This window comes from Micromonospora sp. NPDC000207 (assembly GCF_040300925.1).
Taxonomy (GTDB): Bacteria; Actinomycetota; Actinomycetes; order Mycobacteriales; family Micromonosporaceae; genus Micromonospora.
The window spans coordinates 100,050-116,653 of record NZ_JBEPEQ010000003.1; the positions used below are offsets into that span (position 1 = coordinate 100,050).

17 protein-coding genes are annotated in these 16,604 nt (G+C 70.3%); 4 read left to right on the forward strand and 13 right to left on the reverse strand.

The window, feature by feature from the left end:
- Positions 1-66: 66 nt before the first annotated feature.
- The 8 genes from ABT336_RS02100 to ABT336_RS02135 form a co-directional block, all read right to left on the reverse strand.
- Positions 67-555 carry a hypothetical protein gene (locus tag ABT336_RS02100; protein WP_350894614.1) on the reverse strand — a complete coding sequence of 163 codons (489 nt, stop codon included), beginning with the start codon at positions 553-555 and terminating at the stop codon, positions 67-69.
- A 78-nt stretch (positions 556-633) separates the two neighbouring features.
- On the reverse strand, positions 634-1,524 hold the full coding sequence (gene pstB / locus ABT336_RS02105; RefSeq protein WP_434741873.1) for a phosphate ABC transporter ATP-binding protein PstB: 891 nt from the start codon (positions 1,522-1,524) through the stop codon (positions 634-636).
- 3 nt (positions 1,525-1,527) lie between these two features.
- On the reverse strand, positions 1,528-2,448 hold the full coding sequence (gene pstA, locus ABT336_RS02110; RefSeq protein WP_350894615.1) for a phosphate ABC transporter permease PstA: 921 nt from the start codon (positions 2,446-2,448) through the stop codon (positions 1,528-1,530).
- A complete protein-coding gene (gene pstC / locus ABT336_RS02115) occupies positions 2,445-3,437 on the reverse strand; it encodes a phosphate ABC transporter permease subunit PstC (RefSeq protein ID WP_350894616.1) in 993 nt (330 codons plus the stop codon). Before pstC ends, pstA begins: the two co-directional genes overlap by 4 nt.
- 89 nt (positions 3,438-3,526) lie before the next feature.
- Positions 3,527-4,606 carry a phosphate ABC transporter substrate-binding protein PstS gene (gene pstS, locus ABT336_RS02120; protein ID WP_350894617.1) on the reverse strand — a complete coding sequence of 360 codons (1,080 nt, stop codon included), beginning with the start codon at positions 4,604-4,606 and terminating at the stop codon, positions 3,527-3,529.
- 237 nt (positions 4,607-4,843) lie between these two features.
- Positions 4,844-5,482, reverse strand: coding sequence for a phosphate signaling complex PhoU family protein (locus tag ABT336_RS02125; protein WP_350894619.1), 639 nt, complete (start codon positions 5,480-5,482; stop codon positions 4,844-4,846).
- Positions 5,483-5,694: 212 nt separating this feature from the next.
- Positions 5,695-6,867, reverse strand: a complete 1,173-nt coding sequence (locus ABT336_RS02130; RefSeq protein WP_350894620.1) for a helix-turn-helix domain-containing protein — start codon at positions 6,865-6,867, stop codon at positions 5,695-5,697.
- A 246-nt stretch (positions 6,868-7,113) separates the two neighbouring features.
- Positions 7,114-7,416 (reverse strand): DivIVA domain-containing protein, encoded by a 303-nt coding sequence (locus ABT336_RS02135; RefSeq protein WP_350894650.1) that lies wholly within the window; start codon positions 7,414-7,416, stop codon positions 7,114-7,116.
- A gap of 313 nt (positions 7,417-7,729) precedes the next feature.
- Here ABT336_RS02135 and ABT336_RS02140 point away from each other — a divergent pair, with 313 nt between their 5' ends.
- Both ABT336_RS02140 and ABT336_RS02145 read left to right on the forward strand, forming a co-directional pair.
- A complete protein-coding gene (locus ABT336_RS02140; protein WP_350894621.1) occupies positions 7,730-7,939 on the forward strand; it encodes a helix-turn-helix transcriptional regulator in 210 nt (69 codons plus the stop codon).
- Positions 7,940-8,112: 173 nt separating this feature from the next.
- A complete protein-coding gene (locus ABT336_RS02145) occupies positions 8,113-8,691 on the forward strand; it encodes a hypothetical protein (RefSeq protein WP_350894622.1) in 579 nt (192 codons plus the stop codon).
- 193 nt (positions 8,692-8,884) lie between these two features.
- Here ABT336_RS02145 and ABT336_RS02150 read toward each other — a convergent pair whose 3' ends face one another.
- Positions 8,885-9,751, reverse strand: a complete 867-nt coding sequence (locus ABT336_RS02150; protein WP_350894651.1) for an NUDIX hydrolase — start codon at positions 9,749-9,751, stop codon at positions 8,885-8,887.
- A 267-nt stretch (positions 9,752-10,018) separates the two neighbouring features.
- Between ABT336_RS02150 and ABT336_RS02155 the strand changes: the two genes are divergently transcribed.
- Positions 10,019-10,987, forward strand: coding sequence for a Gfo/Idh/MocA family protein (locus tag ABT336_RS02155; RefSeq protein WP_350894623.1), 969 nt, complete (start codon positions 10,019-10,021; stop codon positions 10,985-10,987).
- A 52-nt stretch (positions 10,988-11,039) separates the two neighbouring features.
- Here the strand turns inward: ABT336_RS02155 and ABT336_RS02160 are convergent, their stop codons facing one another.
- The 4 genes from ABT336_RS02160 to ABT336_RS02175 form a co-directional block, all read right to left on the reverse strand.
- The gene (locus tag ABT336_RS02160; RefSeq protein ID WP_350894624.1) at positions 11,040-12,044 is read right to left on the reverse strand and encodes an inorganic phosphate transporter; all 1,005 of its coding nucleotides are present in this window, start codon (positions 12,042-12,044) and stop codon (positions 11,040-11,042) included.
- A 5-nt stretch (positions 12,045-12,049) separates the two neighbouring features.
- Positions 12,050-12,676, reverse strand: coding sequence for a DUF47 domain-containing protein (locus ABT336_RS02165; RefSeq protein WP_350894625.1), 627 nt, complete (start codon positions 12,674-12,676; stop codon positions 12,050-12,052).
- A 141-nt stretch (positions 12,677-12,817) separates the two neighbouring features.
- Entirely contained in the window at positions 12,818-13,738 is a 921-nt protein-coding gene (locus ABT336_RS02170) for a PPK2 family polyphosphate kinase (protein ID WP_350894626.1), read from the reverse strand.
- Between the two features lie 93 nt (positions 13,739-13,831).
- Complete coding sequence (locus tag ABT336_RS02175) at positions 13,832-14,338, reverse strand: DUF402 domain-containing protein (protein WP_350894627.1); 507 nt, start codon at positions 14,336-14,338, stop codon at positions 13,832-13,834.
- A gap of 141 nt (positions 14,339-14,479) precedes the next feature.
- Here ABT336_RS02175 and ABT336_RS02180 point away from each other — a divergent pair, with 141 nt between their 5' ends.
- A complete protein-coding gene (locus tag ABT336_RS02180; RefSeq protein ID WP_350894628.1) occupies positions 14,480-16,603 on the forward strand; it encodes an ATP-dependent DNA helicase in 2,124 nt (707 codons plus the stop codon).
- Position 16,604: the final 1 nt, after the last annotated feature.

The following is a 16,604-nucleotide window of genomic DNA, read 5'->3' on the forward strand; positions in this document are numbered from 1 at the left end:
ACGAGGTCGGCGCGGACCTGCCGGCGGGCGGCCGGTCCAGGTCGGCGTGGGCCGGGCGGCGGCGGGTCAGGTCGGCTCGGCGCGGATCTCCTGCCAGCGTCGGGCCTGCTCGGGGCTGATCCAGTAGAAGGTGCCGGTCTCCCCGTCGAGCGAGCTGGGGACGTACCTGTTCAACGGCAGCCCGAGGTCACGGAAGGCCGGGTGGGCGCGCAGCATCCGGCTCACCCCGGCGAGGGCACCACCGAGCCGGTGTCGGGGCACCCCGATGGTGGCGCACACCTCCTCCGCCGAGAACCACTCGCCGGGCCGGGTGGAGAGCAGGTCCAGCATCCGCAGGACCGTATCGTGGCTCTTGGATCGCCCCCGGGCGAACTGCCTCAGCTCCGTCGTCGGCCAGTCGGCGGCCTCCGGTGGGCGGGGACGGGGCTGTCGGGGCACTGGCCGCGCCTGCACCCCCCAGTCGTCCAGTTCGGCCAGGAGCGCCGCGACGTGCTGCACGTACGCCGCCGGCACGGCGATGTGCACCAACTTCGAACCCGCGTCGTCGACTGACACATCACCTTCCCCCGGCAGCCGGCCACCCGGCCGCACCGACCCTCTCCCGTGTCCCACCCCGGCGTACGGGGTCACCGGTCAGCCGAAGCGGCCGGTGATGTAGTCCTCGGTCCGCTTGTCACCCGGGTTGGTGAAGATCCGCGAGGTCTGGTCGAACTCCACCAGCCGACCGTGACGTACCTGCTTCTCGTCCACCTCGGCGGTGAAGAACGCGGTGTAGTGGCTGACCCGCGCGGCCTGCTGCATGTTGTGGGTGACGATGACGATCGTGTACGACTTCGACAGCTCGTACATCAGATCCTCGATCTTGCTGGTGGCGATCGGGTCGAGCGCCGAGCAGGGCTCGTCCATCAGGATCACGTCCGGCTTGACGGCGATCGTCCGGGCGATGCAGAGCCGCTGCTGCTGCCCACCGGAGAGGGCCAGTCCGCTGGTCTTGAGCTTGTCCTTGACCTCGTCCCAGAGGGCGGCACCGGTCAGGGCCTCCTCGACGTGGTCGTCGAGCTTGCCCTTGATCCCGTTGATCCGGAGCCCGTACGCCACGTTGTCGTAGATCGACTTGGGGAACGGGTTCGGCTTCTGGAACACCATCCCGATCCGGCGACGGACCTGGATCGGGTCCACGCCCTTGGCGTAGATGTCCTGCCCGTGGTAGCTGACGGTGCCGGTCACCCGGGCACCAGGGATCAGGTCGTTCATCCGGTTCAGCGACCGCAGGATGGTGGACTTGCCGCACCCGGAGGGGCCGATCATGGCGGTGATCTGGTTCTGCCGGATCGGCATCGAGGTGCCCCGGACCGCCTCGTAGCTTCCGTAGTGGACGCTGACGTCCTCCAGGTTCATCAGGGTGGTGGCGGCACCGTCCGGGGTGTCCGGGGCGGCGGCGTTCCAGCCCTTCGTGGGGGCGCTCACGGCGACCGAGGGGTGGGAGGTGACGGTACCGGCGGAGGTGGTGTTCGGGGTGGCCATGGTTCAGCGCTCCTTCAGGGCGAAGCGGTTGGCGATGATTCGGGAGACGATCGTGAAGAGGACCACGATCACGATCAGGGTCAACGCCGCCCCCCAGGCCCGATCCTGGGCACCGATGAACGGCTGGCTCGCGTTGCGGAAGATCTGCGCCGGCAGCGCAGTGTTCGAGCCGTCGAAGAGGTTGGTGTTCGTGGAGAAGACGATGCCGGTGACGATGACGATCGGCGCGGTCTCGCCGGCCGCCCGGGCCACCGCCAGCAGGGCACCACTGGTGATGCCGGAGATCGCCGCCGGGAGGACGACGGTCAGGATGGTCCGCCACTTGCGGGCCCCCAGCGCCAGGCTCGCCTGCCGCAGCTCGTCCGGGACCAGGCGGAGCATCTCCTCGCTGCTGCGGATCACCACCGGAAGCATCAGGCAGGCCAACGCCAGGGACCCGGCGAAGCCGCTGAACTTGCCGACCACCAGGACCCAGGAGATGTAGATGAACAGACCCATCACGATCGACGGGACACCGGTCATCACGTCGGCCATCAGCCGGATGATCCGGGCCAGCGGCTTCTGCTTGCCGTACTCGTTGAGGTAGATCGCTCCGAACACGCCGAGCGGGATCGCCATCAGCGAGGCCATGCCGGTGATCAGCAGGGTGCCGACGATCGCCGGACCCATGCCCGGCCCCTCCCGGCGGTACGAGTTGGGGATGTCGGAGTTGAGGAAGTCCAGGCTCATCACCCCGGCCCCCCGACTCAGGACGGTCCACATCACCAGGCCCAACGGAATGATCGCGAGGATCAGGGCCAGGTAGATGCCACCGGCGGCGACGTGGTTGACCACCCGCCGTCGCATCGACAGGGCGCCCCGGCTCAGGTCCGGCGGGGTGCCGGTGCTCCGCTCGGGCGCGGGTCGCGTCGCGGTGGTGGTCACGCCACCCCTCCCCTCATCCGGGCCTCGGCCCGGCGGACGATTCGCTGCGCCGCCAGGTTGATCAGCACGGTCATCGCGAAGAGCACCACGCCGAGCCCGATCAGGGCGGCGGTGAAGGTGCCCGTCGACTCGCCGAACTGCTGCACGATGACGGCGGCCATGGTGTTGCCGGGCTCGAAGACGTTCGCGGAGATGTTCGTGGCACCGCCGACGACGAGGGCGACGGCGATGGTCTCGCCCATGGCCCGGCCGAGACCGAGCATCACCGCGCCGGTGATCCCGCCGAAGCTGTGCGGGAAGACCGCTCCCCGGATCATCTCCCAACGGGTGGCGCCCAGGGCCAGGGCGGCGTCCTTGTCCGCCTGCGGCACGGTGCCGAAGACCTCACGGCAGATGGAGGTGATGATCGGGGTGACCATGATCGCCAGGATCAGGCCGGCGGTCATGAAGTTCCGGCCGCTGGCGGCCTCCCCGAAGACGCTTCCGACCACCGGGATCCCGCCGACGACGCCGTGCACGCCCCGGTAGAAGTCGACGAGCACCGGGGCGAGCACCAGGACACCCCAGAGACCGAAGACCACCGACGGTACGGCGGCGAGCAGGTCGATCACGGTGATCGCCGAGGTACGCAGCCGACGCGGCGCGAGTTCGGTGATGAACAGGGCGATGCCGATGGAGACCGGTACGGCGATGATCAGCGCGATCAGCGAGGTGACAGCGGTGCCGTACATGAAGGAGAGCGCCCCGAAGATGGCCGGTCCCTCGGCGGGGTTCGGGTCCCAGGTGCTCTCGGTGACGTACCGGAAGCCCATCTCGACGAACGCCGGCCAGGCCTCCCGAACTGTGGTGATCAGGATGAGGGCGAGGATCGCCAGCACCAGCAGCCCGGTGCCGAGGGTCCACCACGAGAAGGCACGGTCGGCGAGCAGCCCACCCCGCTGGGGGGCCAGCGTGGGTCGGTTGTCGGGTTTGTTCTCTGTCAGGGTCACCTTGTCTCCAGCGGCTCCGGCTACCCCGGTGGGGGCGGGATCGTCGATCCCGCCCCCGTCCGGCATCGCCTACGCGATCTCGGTCCTGATCAGCCCTGGACCTTGTCGATCTGGGCGAGCGCCTTCTCCTTCAGCGACGCGGGCAGCGGCGCGAAGTCGACGTCCTTGGCCAGGTCCTGGCCGTCGTTGAGCATGTACTTGACGAACGCCTTGACCAGCTCGGCGGTGGCCGGGTCGTCGTAGGAGGTCTTGACCAGCAGGAAGGTCGGGGCGGTGATCGGGTACGAGTCGGCCCCGGCGGCGTCGAGCGGGTTGTAGCTCAGGTCCTCGGCGACCTCGGCACCCTCCAGACCGGCGGTGGTCCCCTCGATCGACGGGGCGACGAACTGGCCGTCCTTGTTCTTGATCGAGGCGAAGGTGAGCTGGCTGGCCACGGCGTCGCTCAGGTCGACGTATCCGATGCCGCCGTCGGCCTGCTTGACGATCTGCGCCACACCGGTGTTCTTCTCGCCGCCCTGGGTGTTGGACGGCCAGTTCACCGTGTCACCGCTGCCGAGCTTCCAGGTGTTCGGGGCGGCGGCGGCGAGGTACTTGGTGAAGTTGCTGGTGGTGCCGGAGCCGTCGGACCGGTGGGCGACGGTGATCGGGGTGCCCGGCAGGGTCACGCCGGGGTTGTCGGCGGCGATGGCCGGGTCGTTCCAGTTCCTGATCTCAGCCTGGAAGATCTTCGCGAGGGTGTCCGCGCTGAGCTGGAGCTTGTCGACGCCCTGGAGGTTGTAGCTGACGGTGATCGGCGCGGCGACGGTCGGCACGTAGAGGTAGCTGCCGGCGGCCGGGCCGTCGGTCTCCTTGACCAGGCTGTCGGTGCCCGCGAAGTCGGTCAGGCCCTCGCCGAACTGCTTCTTACCTGTACCGGAGCCGGTCGCGTTGTAGTTGATGGTGACGTTCGGGGCGACTTCCTTGAAGGCCGTGATGACCTCCTGGTAGTACGCGTCGGGGAAGCTCGCACCGGAGGCCTTCAGCTCACCGGAAAGGCTGGAGTACTCGCCACCGGCGTTGTTGCCGGAGCCCGGGGTGTCGCTGTCGCTGCTCGAGCCACAGCCCGTGAGCGCGAGCGCGGTGAGCGCTACGCCGGCGAGGACGCGGCGGGAGAGCACGTTGCGGTTCACCTCAGAATTGCCTCTCTCTAGGGGTTGTCCGGCCATCGGCGACCTGACAAGCCCGACGCTAGGGAGGGCAGGTAGCCGGATTCCCGGCACTTGGTGAACCGCAGGTGAACAGCTCTCACAGATGAGATTGCCACGGATCAGGGGTGACGACCCCGACGGACGGAGGGTGGCGACCTCGGCGACCTCGGCAAACGGAGGCTGACGACTCGGGCGGACGGCGGGTGCCGACCTCGGCGGTCAGCGGACGCCGACGACCAGGTACGCGACCTGTCGACCCACCCCGACCGCATGATCGGCGAAGCGTTCGTAGTAGCGCCCCAGCATCGCCACGTCGACGGCGGCCTGCACCCCGTACGGCCAGTCGTCGGTGAGCTTGGTGAACAGCGAGCGCTGCAACTCGTCCAACTCGTCGTCGTCCAGCCCGGTCTGGAGCGCGTCGACCCGGGCCCGGGTCGCCATCACCAGGGCGGCCTTGTCCGCCAGCCGGGCCGCCGCGTCCGCCATCGCCACGAAGGTGGGACGCACCTGGGCGGGCAGCACCGGATCGGGATACCGGGCCACTGCCACCTTCGCGATGTGCGCGGCGAGCGCACCCATCCGGCGCATGTCCCCGTTCATCCGCAGCCCCGCGACGAGCAGCCGCAGGTCGGAGGCGACCGGCTGCCGCCGGGCCAGCACCGCCGGCACCCACCCCTCGATCCGGTCGTGCAGCTCCCGGGCGGCGGCCACCTCGACCAGCACCGTCCGCCCGGCCTCGGCGTCGGCGTCCAGCAGGGCGGTGCTGGCCCGCCGGATGACCGGGCAGAGTTCCCGCCCGGCGACGGCCAGCATGCCGGCCAACTGGTCGAAGTCCGCCAGGTGCGTGTACCGGCTCATCCGTCCAGCCTAAACGGACATCCAGAACGCAGCGCGACCGAGACGTTGCCGTTTTCTCCCGCCAGACCCTGCACTCACCAACATGCCGGCAGCGCTCCCCACAGGTCGGCAGCACTCGTCCACGTCGGCAGCACTCGCCCACACGTCGGCAGCGAATGGCGTCAGGCGGGCCACGATCTTCCAAGATCTCCGACGGGACCGGCACGGACCGGTCAGGCGACCCCGAGGGTGGTGGCCAGGTGCGCGAACGCCCCCGTGGCGGGTCCGCCCCGGACGACCTCGCCGACCACCGAACGCCCGAACGGACGCGACCGGACCTCGGCGGGCGCGATCCGGTCGGCGTCGACCAGGGCTCGCCCGGCTGTCGTCACGTCACCGACCAGCAGGTACGCCCGCGCGGCCTCGATCAGGTGCGCCGCCCGACACTCGGCGGGCAACCCTCGCCAACACCTCAGGCCGACCGCCTCCTCGTGGCGGGTCACCGCCTCCCCCGCATCACCGAGGTCGACTGCGGCAGCGACCCGAGCCAGGCCGACGACGATGGACCCGAAGCTCGTCCACTCCTCGTCGTTCCCCTCGCCGACCCGTTGGGCGATCTCGCCGGCCCGGTCGAGCAGGACCCGGACGCCTCCTGGGTCGCGGCACCCCGCAGCAGCGAGGGCAGCCTGGACCAGCAGGGTCCCCTGCACCGACAACGCACCGGACGGTGCGGCCCGCGCAGCAGTGACCATCGCCGTCACCGCCGACCGATGACGCCCCAGGACCCGTAGCGCCGGACCCAGTGGCAGCGCCGCGACGGCCGTGAGCAGTGGATCACCGGCTGCCACCGCCACGGCCCGGTCGGCGGCGAGCCAGGCCGACTCCCCGGCACCCAGCTTGACCAGCACCGCCGAGGTGACCCGGTACACCTGGACCAACGGTTCCGCCCCGCCCACGGGCTGCTGTCGATGGGCGCGTCGGGCGGCATCGAGCAGCTCCGGCAGGAGCCGCAGAAGCTGGGGATACTGGGCATGCTGGTAGGTCAGCCAGGCATGCCCGACCCGTCGACGCAGTTCGACGAGGGGAAACGCCGAACCCGGGCAGGGTCCGCCCGCCGGGAAGTCGTACCGGGCGAGTGCGACCCGCACCGCCTCCACCCCGTCGACCCTGGTGGCAGGCGTACGGGGGGCCGCCTCGCGGCCCAGCAGCACCGCCGGGTCCACCCGGAGCACCCCGGCGAGATCCTGGATGACGGAGAACCGGTCGAGGGCACGCACCCCGCGCTCGACCTTGTCCACCCAACTCTTGGACTTGCCGAGCCGGTCGGCGAGCATCTGCTGCGTCATTCGCCGCCGGATCCGCCACTGCGCTACCCGTCGCCCGATCGGCAGTTCAGCGACGGTCACGACGCCACCACCGCCCCTGCGCACCGGCCCGCTGACACCCTGGAATCCCGCCACCGGAATGCTCGGCCCACCGACCCCGGTTGACAGGCATCCGGCACCGGGCTCGGCAGGGCAGCTCGGCACCACACCGGCAGACCCTCCGCCACCGGTGCCACGACCAGACCGGTCGGTGCCGCCGAGCCATCGCCAGTGCGGCGACCCGCACGAACTCGTCGTAGGACCCCGGCTCGACCGGCTCGTCGCCGCTCACCGGTAGAGGGCGTAGCGGTCGCGGGCCTGCTCGGACTGCCACTGCCGCAGTGCATCCTTGATCCGGCGGGTCTCCTGCCGCGCACGCTCGGCCGCCTCCCGCGCGTCGGTCAACTCGACAGCGATCCGATCGAGGAAGTTCTGCACGTCGTCAGGGTCCAACCCCCGCCGACCTAACGGGGTACGCCCGAACCGCCACCCCTGCACCTGCGCCGGCACCAACGGCACGTAGTTCCGAGCCCGGTACACGGCCCCGTCAGCCTGTCGATGCCGCCCCAGCCGACGGCCGAACAGCCGCACGAAGAGATGCCTCACAAGAACCGCCTTTCGACATGTATCGAGAGGACCGAAATGCGACAGCCTGATCGGTCGTCACCGTCGGAGATCTGCCAGATCTGGTCGATCACTGCCTGCGCTTGCTCGTCCTCCTCGGCCACCAGCTGACAGCTGAGGTGCTTGCGCCGAGACCCCGCCCGCCGCCGTAGACCGCCGAGTCTCGGATCCCCCGCACGCCCACCACCGCCACAACCCTGCGTAACATCGTGAACGCTCAGAGCGCTATAGTCAACCCTACTATAGGGGTTGACTATAGCGCGGCTGGGAAGGTCGCAGCGTGCCTCGAAAGCCGCTGCGCGTGATGGGAACCGCAGAGATCGCGGAGTACCTCGGCGTGTCCCGGCAGTGGGTGGAGGTGCTCAGCAAGCGCCGCGACTTCCCCGAGCCGTCCGCGGTGCTAAAGGCCGGCCGGATCTGGCGCACTGAGGACATCGAGCAGTGGACGTCCGAGCACCGCCCCCAACCCGAACCCGACGAGTCCGGGTAGACAGTCCGCTCGACTCCGGGCGGCGATCAGCGCTGCGGGTGCCCGATCCCCCGCTGCAACATCAGCTCCTGTCGACTCGGTCGTGTCAGGTCGTCGAAGATCTCGTGAACCGGCCTCCATCGGCTCACGTAGTGCGACTCGCCGGACCACGGTCGGTCAAGGAGGAGGCGGCAGTGACAGACGACAGGGCAGCAGGGCCAGCGGAAGAACCGTCCGACTCAGAGGAACGGCTCCAACACAACCTGAAACGGCTGTCGGAAGCTCTGACACGGGAGAACAGGCGCGCCTTCGAAGCGCTGCCCGACGATGCCAAGCGGGAGGCGACAGAGGTGGAGAGCATCGCCGAAACCCTCGACGTCATCACCAAGTACACAGAGGATCTGGCCGCAAGCTCGACAGACCTCGTAGAACACGGTGCAGACCTGCGCCGCTCACTTTTTCGGATCAACCACACACCGGCTCTTCTCGACGGCCAGAAGACGTGGCTGAACGACTACATGCGGACGAACATCCCTCTCATGTCCGGCGCGGCACCTGGTGAGCAGCCTGAAGGCGGTTCACCGTCACCATCCTCGACGGCGGAGACAGCGTCGTACGCCTCGATGAGTTCCGGGCGGCAAGGACGTGAGAACAACCCGTCGCCGGGCTCCAATAGCGCCGAACTGGGCCGACCTCCCGCCGAGGGCAGCGCCAAACGGCCACCGAACAACGCTTCGGCACCCGCGCAGCAAACCCGCAAAAACCTCTCCTGACGTCGCCACAACTCTCGACCCCGTCGGGCCACGAACGAACAGTTGCTCGGCGGGCACCGACGACGATCAGTTCCGAGGAGGGGGCAGCACGACGAGATCGATCCCTACGGTTTGGGTTATCGCCCAGCAACGCTCCAGACGAGGTAGGAGCCGTGGGCGGCACGGCAGACAGCGAGGACAGCGTGATTCGGGATCAGGGCTCCCCGTTCAGCAGAAAACGCGGAGTCTCGCCGTCCAGGTCGACCAGGCGGGGCATGACCGGGGTGACGGGATCGCGGTCGGCGGCGAGGCGTACCACGTCGGTCAGGTCGGAGGCCGCAGCCACCTCGGCGAGGGTGACCCGGGTCGGGGGAAGCATCGTCAACTCCCCGCCCTCGGCCCGGTCGACCGCGTCGGCCGGGGGAAGCCAGAGCGAGTGGTCGGCCTCGCCGGAGACGTCCCGGGTCCGCTGACCGTCCGGCAGCAGGGCGACGAAGAAGTACGTGTCGAAGCGGCGCGGCTCGAACTCCGGGGTCACCCACCGGCTCCACGGCAACAGCAGATCGGAGCGGAGAGTCAGCTCCCGCCCGCGCAGGAACTCGGCGAACCCGAGGCGGCGCTGTTCCAGGGCGACCCGGTCGGCCTCCCACTCGTCCCCGCTGACGTCCCCGACGACTGCCGACGCAGTGTTCCCGACGAATCCCGACGCGGCCTCCTCGGACACTGTCGACGCGGTGTCCCCGGCCACCGGGGCCGGGCCGGCGAGGAGTACCCCGGCCTCCTCGAAGACCTCCCGGGCGGCGGCGCAGACCACCGCTCGGGCGGCCTCCTCCGGCAGGGCGAGTCGACGGCTCCACTGGTCAGGGGTGGGTCCGGCCCAACCGGGAAGGGTCTGCGAGTCCGACGGGTCGACGCCACCGCCGGGGAAGGCGTACATCCCGCCGAAGGTCATCGCGGCGACCCGGCGGATCAGATACACCTCGTACCCGATGTCGGCCGGACGCAGCAGCAACACCGTCGCGGCGACCCGGGGGACGGCCGGGGTGCCACCCTCGGCCCGGAACCGACGGGCCTGCTCCACCAACCGGGCCGGGGCGGCGAAACCCTGGGGTGCCGGGGCGGCAGGGTGCTGCCTGGGTGCCGGGGTGGGGAGGCTCCCCGGACGTGTCGGGGTGGCGGGGCTTCCGGTCGGCGGAGCGGCGGAGCGGTCGGGCTCGGTGCTCATGTCGTGAGCCTAGTTCCCGATCGTGGGATCGGAGCGGACGGAGCGCGCTGCGGCGGGAACGAAACCGGTTCGGGGCGGGACGAGGGCTGGGAGCGCTTCCGTGAGCTGGGCTAGCGTGCTGACATGACACGTTGGGGGATTCTCGCCACCGGAAACATCGCTGCCCAGTTCGCCGCCGACCTCAGGCTGGTCCCGGGGGCCGAACTCGTCGCCGTCGGGTCGCGTACCGCCGCGTCCGCCGAGGCGTTCGCAGCACGGCACGGGGTCGAGCGGGCGTACGGCTCCTGGGCCGACCTGGCCGCCGACGACGACCTGGACGTGGTGTACGTCGCCACCCCGCACTCGGCTCACCACGAGGCGACGATGACCTGCCTCGACGCCGGTCGGGCGGTGCTGGTGGAGAAGCCGTTCACCCTGGACCTCGCCGACAGCACCGAACTTGTCGAGACCGCCCGCTCCCGGGGGATCTTCCTCATGGAGGCCATGTGGATGCGGTGCAACCCGGTCGTACGCCAGGTGTGCGACCTGGTCGCCGACGGTGCGATCGGGGCGCTCGCCACAGTGCAGGCCGACTTCGGGATCGCCGGGCCGTTCCCCCCGGAGAGCCGGATGCGGGCCAAGGCGCTCGGCGGCGGGGCCCTGCTCGACCTGGGGGTCTATCCGGTGAGCCTGGCGCACCTGCTGCTCGGCGTCCCGGAGCACGTCCGGGCCTGGGCGAAGATCAGCCCGGAGGGGGTGGACGAGAACACCGGCATCGTCTTCGGCTACGACAGCGGGGCGGTGGCCACCCTGAGCTGCGGAATCCTCGGGCAGACCCCGATCCGGGCGGTCATCGGGGGCACCACCGGTCGGATCGAACTCGCCGACCCGTTCTTCCGGCCGGGCACCGTGACCGTGCACCGGGCCGGTGCGGAGCCGGAGACGATCGTCGCCGACCACGTCGGGTCGGGGTACCAGGACGAGGCGATCGAGGTGCAGCGGTGCCTCGCCGAGGGGCTGACCGAGAGCCCTCTCGTGCCGCACTCGGCGACCCTTGAGGTGATGGGCCTGCTGGACGCGGTCCGCGCCCAGATCGGCGTCTCCTACCGCTGACCCCCCAAGTCAGGAAAGGGCCCCCGTCAGGGGCCCTTCCTGACGGGCATCCCTAGGCGAAGAGGGGGCGGAACAGGTAGTACATGAGGGCGCCGATGCTGCCGGCGGCGGGGAAGGTCAGGATCCAGGCGCCGATGATGTTGCCGGCCACGCCCCACCGGACGGCGGAGAGCCGCTTGGTCGCGCCGACCCCCATGATGGCCGAGGTGATGGTGTGGGTGGTGGAAATCGGGGCACCGAGGACCAGGGCGTTGAAGTAGAGCACGCCGCTGGCGACGGTCTCCGCGGCGAAGCCCTCCGGGGGTCGCAGGTCGATGATCTTCCGACCGAGGGTACGGATGATCCGCCACCCACCGGCGTACGTGCCGGCGGCCAGGACCGCCGCCGAGGTCCAGAACGCCCACTCGGGGATGAAGCCGGGGTCGTCCTGGTATCCGCCGACGAAGAGGGCGAGCACCACGATGCCGATGGTCTTGGCGGCGTCCTGCATGCCGTGGCCGACCGACATGGCGGCGGCGGAGGCGGTCTGCGCCCACCGGAAACCCCGGTTGAGCTTGCCCGGGTGCCCGTTGCGGAAGGTCCACTGTACGGCGATCATCGCGATGTACCCGAGGATGAAACCGATCATCGGGGAGAGCACCATCGGGATGATCACGCTCTCGCCGATGCCGTTCCAGAGCACCGTGCCGGAGGCCGCGATGGTCGAGCCGACCAGGCCCCCGATCAGGGCGTGCGACGAGGACGACGGCAGTCCGAAGTACCAGGTGATCAGGTTCCAGACGATGGCACCGATGACCCCGGCGAAGACGATGGCCAGGCTGGCCCGCCCGGTGGGGAGACTGACCAGGCCGCTACCGACGGTCTTGGCCACCTCGGCACCGAAGTGGGCGCCGATGAAGTTGCCGATGGCGGCCATGCCCAGCGCGACCCGGGGGGTCAGGGCGCGGGTGGAGATGCTTGTCGCGATCGCGTTGGCGGCGTCGTGGAAGCCGTTGGTGTAGTCGAACACCAGGGCCACCCCGATCACCGCCAGCACGGCGATGAGTTCGGGACTCACTGGGCTCAGGACTCCTTGACCGCGATGGTCTCGACGGTGTTCGCCACGTGCTCGAAGGCGTCGCAGGCGGCCTCCAGCTCGTCGGCGACCTCCTTCATCTTCAGCACGGTCAGGGCGTCGTACTCACCGGAGAAGAGCCGGACCAGGAGCATCCGGTACGCCTGGTCGCCCTCGTTCTCGAGCCGGTTGCACTCGATCCAGTAGTCCTCCAGGTCCTTGAGCCCCTTGAGCCGGGGCATCGCCTCGGCGGTCAGCCGGGCCTGCTGGTCGAGGACGTTGACCAGTTCGTGCATCTCCCGGGGGAGCGAGGGCAGCTTGGTGAGCCCGTACAGGTAGAGCAGGTTTCCGACCGCCTCCAGGTGGTCCATCACGTCGTCCAGCAGCGACCCGAGGCGGTAGATGTCCTCGCGGTCGAAGGGGGTGATGAAGGTAGAGTTGATCTTCTTGTACAGCTCGTGGGTGATCTGGTCGCTGTCGTGCTCGACCTCGGTCAGCCGCTCGCTGACCGACTGCACCTCGACGCCGGGCAGCGCAAGCTCGTTGAGCAGCTCGGTTCCCCGTACCAGGTTCTGCGCAGCCCTGGTGAAGAGCTCGTAGAAGGCACCCTCGTTCGGGCGGAAGGAAAACTTCACAGCAGGCCTCGTCGTGTCGATCGTAGGGGTGGCCGGCGACCCGCTGGGGTGCCCGCCCTGGGAATGCTAGGAGCCTTCGGATTCCCGGTTTCGCCGGCCCACCCCTGGTCAGACGACATTCACTGCTCGTTCACCTGTCGTTCATCTGGCCTGTCCCAGCAGGCGCACCAGTCGCTGCCGCTCCCCCGCCACGTCGAAGGTCGCGGCCGGGTACTCCAACCGCAGGTCGGCGAAGGTCTCCCGGAGCAGATGGGCCACCGCCCAGTCCCGGTACCACTTGCGGTCGGCCGGCACCACGAACCACGGCGCGACGTCCGTGCCGCACCGGCTCAACGCCTCCTCGTACGCGGCCTGGTAGTCGTCCCAGCGAGCACGGGCGTCGATGTCGGCGGGCTGGTACTTCCAGTGCTTACGCGGATCGGTCAGCCGGGACAGGAGCCGGGCACCCTGCTCGGCGTGAGAGATGTGCAACATCACCTTCACCACTGTCACGCCGTCGTCGGCGAGTTCCCGTTCGAAGGCGTTGATCTCGTCGTACCGGGCCCGCCAGGTCGCCTCGTCGACGAGCGAGTCGACCCGCGCGATCAGGACGTCCTCGTAGTGCGAACGGTTGAACACCCCGAGGTACCCGGCCGGGGGCAGGGCGCGGCGGATCCGCCACAGGAAGTGGTGGCGCAGCTCCTTGGCGGTGGGCGCACCGAAGGACCGGATGTGCAGGCCCAGCGGGTTCATCGCCCCGGCGACCCGTTTGACGGTGCCGTCCTTGCCGCCGCAGTCCATGGCCTGGAGCACCATCAGGATCCGCCGGGACCCGACCGGCTCGGCGGTCCGGGCCGCAGCGAAGAGCATCTCCTGCTGGCGGGCCAGCTCGGCCCCGATCAGCCGGACCTGGGACCGGGCCCAGCCCTTACGGTCCGGGCCGGTTGAGGCGAGACCGGGTAGTCCCGGGGTGGAGCGCGGGTCGATCGCGGCGAGGTCGACCGGGGCACCGCCGGGCGACACCCGCAGCAGTTCCCGCACGTCGGCCCCGGTCGGGGCGAGGATCTCGGAGGGTGTGGTCATCTCGCGATCATCACCCATCGGGTCGACCTCGGCGACCGAGACGGGCGGCCTCGCCCCTGCCCCGGGCGGGGAGTCGCGGGGCCCGCCGGTCCCTCAGACCACCAGGGCGAGCCACTTCCGGTACGCGGTGGCGAACGGCTCGGTGCCGTCACCGAGCGCCCCGTACAGCCACCGGGAGGCCGCCTGGGCCTCGGTCACCAGGTCGTCGGGGTAACCCCAGCGGGCCCGGTGCTCGGCGAACTCGTCCTCGTCGAGCAGCTCGACCAGACCGGTGTTCCGTCGCCGCACCACGTCGAGGTCCAAATCGACCAGGTGCACCGTGTGGTCGGACTCCCACCGGGCCGGGGCGGCGATGTCGCAGTAGACCTCGCTGGTGCGCGGCGGCGGGTTGAACATGCAGGTCCACCAGGCGTGATGCGGCACCAGCAGGACGAAGGGGATCTGCTCGACCGACGGACGACCGTGGTAGACCGACTCGGTGCCCTCTGTCACTCCCACCCAGACGCCGAGGTCGTCCTCGGCCAGTCGACGGGCTGGGTAGTCACGGTGGATGCCGCCGTCGAACTTGCGGTAGATCACACGGACCACGTCACTGGGCATGAGTCCCCACCCTAGTCGAAAACCCCTTACGCGTCGCTTGGCGCAAACAACCGGACAGTTGACGCGAAGAAGCCGTACGGTGACCCGCCACGCCCCGCCTCGGCCACGGCCGGTGTCGGCGTCAGCGGGTACGGTGCCACGGTGACCGCGTCCCGTCCCGCCTCCGCCGCCGCGAGTTCCACCGCTTCGACGAGCCGCAGCGGCCGACGCCGGGGCTCCCGGCCGAGCGGGGTCGACCTGCTCACGGCTGCTGTGGGGGCGGTACCGGGTGGGGCGGCCCGACCGGGCCAACAACAGATGACCGAGGCGATCTCGGCGAGCATCGCGTCGCGGGAACACCTGCTGGTGCAGGCCGGCACCGGCACCGGGAAGTCCCTCGGCTACCTGGCTCCCGCGTTGACCGTGGACGGTCCGGTGGTGGTCTCCACCGCCACCCTGGCGTTGCAGTCCCAGCTCGTCGAGCACGACCTGCCCCGGCTCGCCGACGCGGTCACCCCGCTGCTGGGTCGGCGGCCGACCTTCGCCGTGCTGAAGGGCCGCCACCACTACCTCTGCCTGGCCCGCCTCGACAACTCCAGCGAGGACGAGCCGGGCGACACCCTCTTCGACGACCCGCGTCCGGCGGGCGGGACGAAGTGGCTCGGTGAGGCCGGTCGACTCGGCAAGCAGATCCAGCGGCTGCGGGACTGGGCGATGGAGACCGACACCGGGGACCGTGACGAGCTGGACCCGGGCGTGGACGACCAGGCCTGGCGGCTGGCGTCGATGCCGGCCCGGGAGTGTGTCGGGGCGTCACGGTGCCCGTTCGGGGACGAGTGCTTCGCCGAGGCGTCCCGCGCCCGCGCCCGGGAGGCCGACATCGTGGTCACCAACCACAGCCTCCTCGCCGTGGACATGCTGGCCGGACGGCACATCGTCCCGCCGCACAAGCTGCTGATCGTCGACGAGGCCCACGAGCTTGCCGACCGGGTCTCCTCGGCGGCCCAGGCCGAACTGACCCCGGACCTGATCGACAGGTCGGCCCGACGGGCCCGACCGCTGCTGAAGCCGGAGGTGGCGGAGGCGCTCACCGAGGCGGGTGACGCCCTCGCCGCCGGGTTGGGCGAGACCGGGGCCGGTCGGTTGACAGGTGGGCTGCCGACGGCCCTGCGGGAGGCGTGCACGTTGCTCGACTCGGCCACCCGGGCCGCCCTCGACGCGCTCGGCGACGTCAAGTCCGACGACCCCGACCCGGTCCGCAAGCAGCAGGTCAAGGCGGTCCTCGACGACCTCTCCAAGACCAGCCAGCGGCTGCTGGAGGAGGCCGACCACGACGTGGCCTGGGTGGAGAAGCACGAGCAGGGCAGCCGACGGGCGCTGGTCGTCGCACCGCTCTCCGTCGCCGGAACCCTCGCCACCCACCTGTACGAGGAGCGTACGGTGGTCGCCACCTCGGCCACCCTGACGTTGGGCGGCCGGTTCGACACGGTGGCCCGGGCACTGGGGCTGGAGGCTCCCCCGGTGACCCCGCCGTCCCCGGCCGCCGACGCGCAGGCCCGCGCCACCGATCGGCGTACCGCCGCCCCCACCCCCGTCGAGCCGGCGACCGAGGGGGACGGCTGGCGTTCGCTGGACGTCGGTTCACCCTTCGACTACGCCCGCCAGGGCATTCTGTACGTCGCCGCGCACCTGCCCCGGCCCAGCGTCTCGGGGCTGCCCGACGCCGCCGGGGAGGAGCTGCTGACGCTGGTGCAGGCGCTCGGTGGGCGTACCCTCGGGCTGTTCTCCTCCCGACGGGCCGCGCAGCAGGCGGCGGAGCTGGTCCGGGCGCGGACCGACCTGCCGGTGCTGTTGCAGGGCGAGGAGGCGTTGCCGTTGTTGGTCCGTCGGTTCCGTGAGGAGCGGTCCAGCTGTCTGTTCGGGGTGATGTCGCTCTGGCAGGGAGTGGACGTGCCCGGTGACTCCTGCCAGCTGGTGGTGATCGACAGGCTGCCGTTCCCCCGCCCTGACGAGCCGCTCGCCGCCGCCCGGGCGGCGGCCGTGGACGCCTCCGGCGGGTCGGGGTTCGCCGCGGTGAGCGTGCCGATCGCGGCGATCCGGCTGGCTCAGGGGGTGGGTCGGCTGATCCGGGCGACCGGCGACAAGGGGGTGGTCGCGGTGCTCGACTCGCGGCTGGAGACGGCCCGGGGTTACGGCCCGTTCCTGCGTCGGTCCCTGCCGCCGTTCTGGTACACCACCCGGTCGGAGGTGGCCCGGGGGGCGCTCGAACGGCTCGCGAAGAGCTGAC